Raw genomic sequence first — 3,705 nt, forward strand, 5'->3', positions numbered from 1 at the left:
GATCCCCCGCCGGTCGAGGACCGTCTGCAGCACCTCGCCGAAGTACGGGTTGGCGGAGCGGTTCGGCTCCGGCTTCGCGCACGCGTCGCCGCAGCGGTAACGGCAGGTCAGCCCCTGCCTGCCGTGGTGGATCAAGGGCAGCGTGCGGTCACCGGCGCAGGGCTCGGCCACGGTCGTCCTCCTGGTGGGAGCGTCCGGCGTTCGGGTTCACCGGATCGGGTCGCCGGGGACGCTAGGTAGCGCAGGCGAGGACCCGGTGATCAGGACGTGGACGGACGATGAACCCGCAGGCCACGAGACCGACGATCGTGACGAACGCCCTACGGTGTCGCCGCGTGCGCCGGATGGCCGTGGGTGCGCCTGCGCTCCTTCATCTCCGCCTCGAAGACGTGCCGGCGGCCGCCGACCAGGTCCTCCCGCAGCGCGCGCTCGGTGTCCTTGAGCGGGCCGTAGTAGCCGTCGTCGAACTCCTCGACGATCTGGAAGCTCCAGCGGCCCTCGATCGCGTTGCGGCCCACGAGCTCCGTGCCGATCCGGTCGGCCCACTCGGTCCGGCCCGCCTCCCGCAGCGAGTCGACGACGTCGTCGAGCATGGCGTCCGCACCCCCCATGAGCTGGTGGAACTCGTACAGGGCGCCGCGGGCGCGCTCGATCCGCTCGAGCATCTCCGAGAGCTTGCCGGTGGCGGCGACGTCGGCGTCGGAGGCGCCGTCGGGGCGGGCGTGGGCGGTGTCGAGGTCGGCCATGTCGGCGGAGTACCCCACATCGCGCGACCGCGATGTGACGGCGGTAACATTCAGCCTCTTCTGCATCGATGGAGATGGAGTCACCGGATGCGCGTGGGTGTCCTGACCGGCGGGGGCGACTGCCCCGGGCTCAACGCCGTGCTGCGGGCGGTCGTCCGCAAGGGGGTGCCCTCCTACGGGCACGAGTTCGTCGGGTTCCGCGACGGCTGGCGCGGCGTGCTGGAGGCGGACGTCCAGCCCCTCGGCATCCCCGACGTGCGCGGCCTGCTGCCCCGCGGCGGCACGGTGCTCGGCTCCTCGCGGACCAACCCGTTCGCCACCCCCGAGGGCGTCGACCGGATCCGGCACACCCTCGCCGACCTGCGGATCGACGCGCTGATCGCGATCGGTGGCGAGGACACCCTCGGGGTCGCCGCCCGGCTGCACGACGACGGCATCCGCGTCGTGGGTGTGCCCAAGACGATCGACAACGACCTGGGCGGCACGGACTACACCTTCGGCTTCGACACGGCGGTCTCGATCGCGACCGAGGCCATCGACCGGCTGCACACCACGGCCGAGTCCCACCACCGCGTGCTGATCGTCGAGGTGATGGGGCGGCACGCGGGCTGGATCGCCCTGCACGCGGGCGTGGCGGGCGGGGCGAACGGCATCCTCATCCCGGAGCGTCCGTTCTCCGTCGACCGGGTCCAGGACTGGGTGGAGAGCCGCTTCCGGGACCGGTACGCGTCGATCATCGTCGTGTCCGAGGGGGCGACGCCCGAGGGTGGCGCCGAGGTGCTGCAGAGCGGGGAGAAGGACGCCTTCGGGCACGCCCGGCTCGGTGGCGTCGGGGACTGGCTGGCGCACCAGATCGAACGCCGGACCGGCAAGGAGGCCCGGACCACGGTCCTCGGGCACGTGCAGCGGGGCGGGACGCCCACGGCGCGGGACCGCTGGCTCGCCACCCGTTTCGGGCTGCACGCGATCGACGCCGTGCAGGCGGGCGAGTGGGGCATGATGACGGCGCTGCGCGGCACCGACGTCCGCATGGTCCCGCTGCTCGAGGCCACGAAGGAGCTCAAGACCGTCGACCCGGCCCTCTACGCCGAGGCCGAGGTGTTCTTCGGGTAGTCCTTCACGGTCACGAAACATTCCGTAGTCCGGGGGTAACGATCTCGACATCTCCCGGTGGCGACGGGGATCTAGAAAGAACGGGTCGAAGGATCGGAGGCCCGCCGTGGACCGTGTCGCAGAACCCGCTCGGCTCGGCTGCCCCGCGCAGTGCCGGGCGGACCACCCGTGGCGCGCGCACCACGACCGGCTGCTGGCCGTGGAGACGGACCCGGACGCCGTCGTGGAGCTGTTCGAGACCGCGGTGACCTGGGCGGAGCTGGAGTACCCGGAGGAGGCGACCATCCCGCCCGCTCGGTGGGTCGAGTTCGCCGAGGAGCACCGCTGGCAGGACCCGGAGCGGGCGCTGCGCATCTTCCTGGTCGCGGCGGACGTGGCCCTGCGGGGCGCGCGTCCGACCCGGGAGGCACTGGTCAGGGCCTCGGGGGACGGCATCTGCCCCACCCTCGCCCCAGCACCTGCACGCCACCTCCGCCTCGCCGAGTGACCGCGAGTCCCCACTTCCGACGCGCGAGTCGGACAACCCCGCCCGCGAGTCCCCCACTTCCGACGCGCGAGTCGGACAACCCCGCCCGCGAGTCCCCCACTTCCGACGCGCGAGTCGGACGACGGTGGGTCGGGCGGTGCTCAGCGCGGCAGGCCGGTGATGGCGGTCGTGCGCAGGTCCAGGACCTCCACCCGCTCCTCGCCACGGGTCAGGGACAGCACGGCGGAGTCGTCCAGCGTCCCGACCACCGCGGCGGCCAGGTCCCGCTCGGCGAAGGCCGCCAGGCACTCCGGTTCGCGGCCCTCGGGCACGCAGAGCAGGAAGCCGAAGCTCGGGAAGCAGTTGAACCAGCGCACCAGCGGCACGCCCGCCGGCGTCGGGACCGCCGCGACGTCCACCGCGACCCCGAGTGACCGCGGCTCCAGCAGCATCGCCAGCGACCCGACGAGCCCGGCCATGCTGATGTCCTTGGCCGCCACGACCACCCCCGCCTCGGCGAGCGCACCGAGCAGCCGGATGTCCCCGGCGCTGCGCCGACCGCGGGACTCGAAGGCGGGGAAGAAGGGGAAGTCCTCCCGCATCCGGCCCTCGAGCGCGGCCGCGACCACGAGGGACTGACCGGGCGCGGCGCGCGTGACGGACAGCGGGGCCGAGGTCGAGCCGACGGCGAAGGCGGAGATCGCCGGGTCGCCGTCGTGCAGCGTGAGGTGCCCGCCGACGATCGGCACGTCGTAGAGCTCAGCGGCCTCGCGCATCCCCGCCAAGGCTTTGCGCGCCAACGGTTCCGAGGCGACCACGGTGTCCACGATGCCGAGCGGGACCCCGCCCATCGCCGCCACGTCGTTCACGTTGGTCAGCACGGCGGCGAAGCCGGCGCCGTGCGGGTCCGCGGCCACGAACGGTGGGAACAGGGCCTCCCCGCACGCGACGACCGGGCCACCGGGGGTCGCGACGACGGCGCCGTCGTCCCCGGGTCCGGCCTCCCAGTCCGTGTCCCCCAGGATCTCGCCGACGAGCGCGATCTCGGCCTTCGCCGCCAGCCCCGGGTTGGCGAGGCAGGCGGCGGCGATCTCGGCGAGGGTCTCAGCCACGCAGGATCACCCACACCGCGCGGACGGGGACCGCCCCGCTGTTGCGCCAGGAATGGCCGCGGTCAGTGGGGTAGTGCACCGTGTCCCCCGCCTCCACCTCGTAGGTCTCGCCCGCCACCTCGACGGTCAGCACGCCCTCGCGGACCAGCACCAGCTCCTCGCCGGGCCGCCGGGGGCGGGTGTCCCCGCTCTCCCCGTCCGGCTCGATGGTCACCTCGACGGCGGTGGCGCGCAACGCGTCCGACATCGCCGCGAGGCCCTCGACATG

The 3,705-nt window shown here is 73.4% G+C and carries 5 protein-coding genes; 2 read left to right on the forward strand and 3 right to left on the reverse strand.

From position 1 onward, the window contains the following. Positions 1–320: 320 nt before the first annotated feature. On the reverse strand, positions 321–746 hold the full coding sequence (locus tag H5J29_RS24910; RefSeq protein WP_181783459.1) for a hypothetical protein: 426 nt from the start codon (positions 744–746) through the stop codon (positions 321–323). 87 nt (positions 747–833) lie between these two features. Between H5J29_RS24910 and H5J29_RS24915 the strand changes: the two genes are divergently transcribed. Next, the gene (locus H5J29_RS24915; RefSeq protein ID WP_181783460.1) at positions 834–1,859 is read left to right on the forward strand and encodes a 6-phosphofructokinase; all 1,026 of its coding nucleotides are present in this window, start codon (positions 834–836) and stop codon (positions 1,857–1,859) included. Between the two features lie 106 nt (positions 1,860–1,965). Beyond that, a complete protein-coding gene (locus tag H5J29_RS24920; protein WP_181783461.1) occupies positions 1,966–2,346 on the forward strand; it encodes a hypothetical protein in 381 nt (126 codons plus the stop codon). Positions 2,347–2,486: 140 nt separating this feature from the next. Here the strand turns inward: H5J29_RS24920 and H5J29_RS24925 are convergent, their stop codons facing one another. After that, positions 2,487–3,437 (reverse strand): AIR synthase related protein, encoded by a 951-nt coding sequence (locus H5J29_RS24925; protein WP_181783462.1) that lies wholly within the window; start codon positions 3,435–3,437, stop codon positions 2,487–2,489. Further along, positions 3,430–3,705, reverse strand: a 276-nt coding sequence (locus H5J29_RS24930; RefSeq protein WP_181783463.1) for a cupin domain-containing protein, incomplete at its 5' end; no start/stop codon positions are given. The genes H5J29_RS24930 and H5J29_RS24925, both read right to left, overlap by 8 nt.

The sequence above is a fragment of the Pseudonocardia pini genome, from assembly GCF_013870575.1.
GTDB classification, from domain to species: domain Bacteria; phylum Actinomycetota; class Actinomycetes; order Mycobacteriales; family Pseudonocardiaceae; genus Pseudonocardia; species Pseudonocardia pini.

Bases quoted from the DNA above. Each gene is read 5' to 3' on its own strand.
- H5J29_RS24910 (WP_181783459.1), bottom strand. From the start codon at position 746: ATGGCCGACCTCGACACCGCCCACGCCCGCCCCGACGGCGCCTCCGAC.
- H5J29_RS24915 (WP_181783460.1), top strand. From the start codon at position 834: ATGCGCGTGGGTGTCCTGACCGGCGGGGGCGACTGCCCCGGGCTCAAC.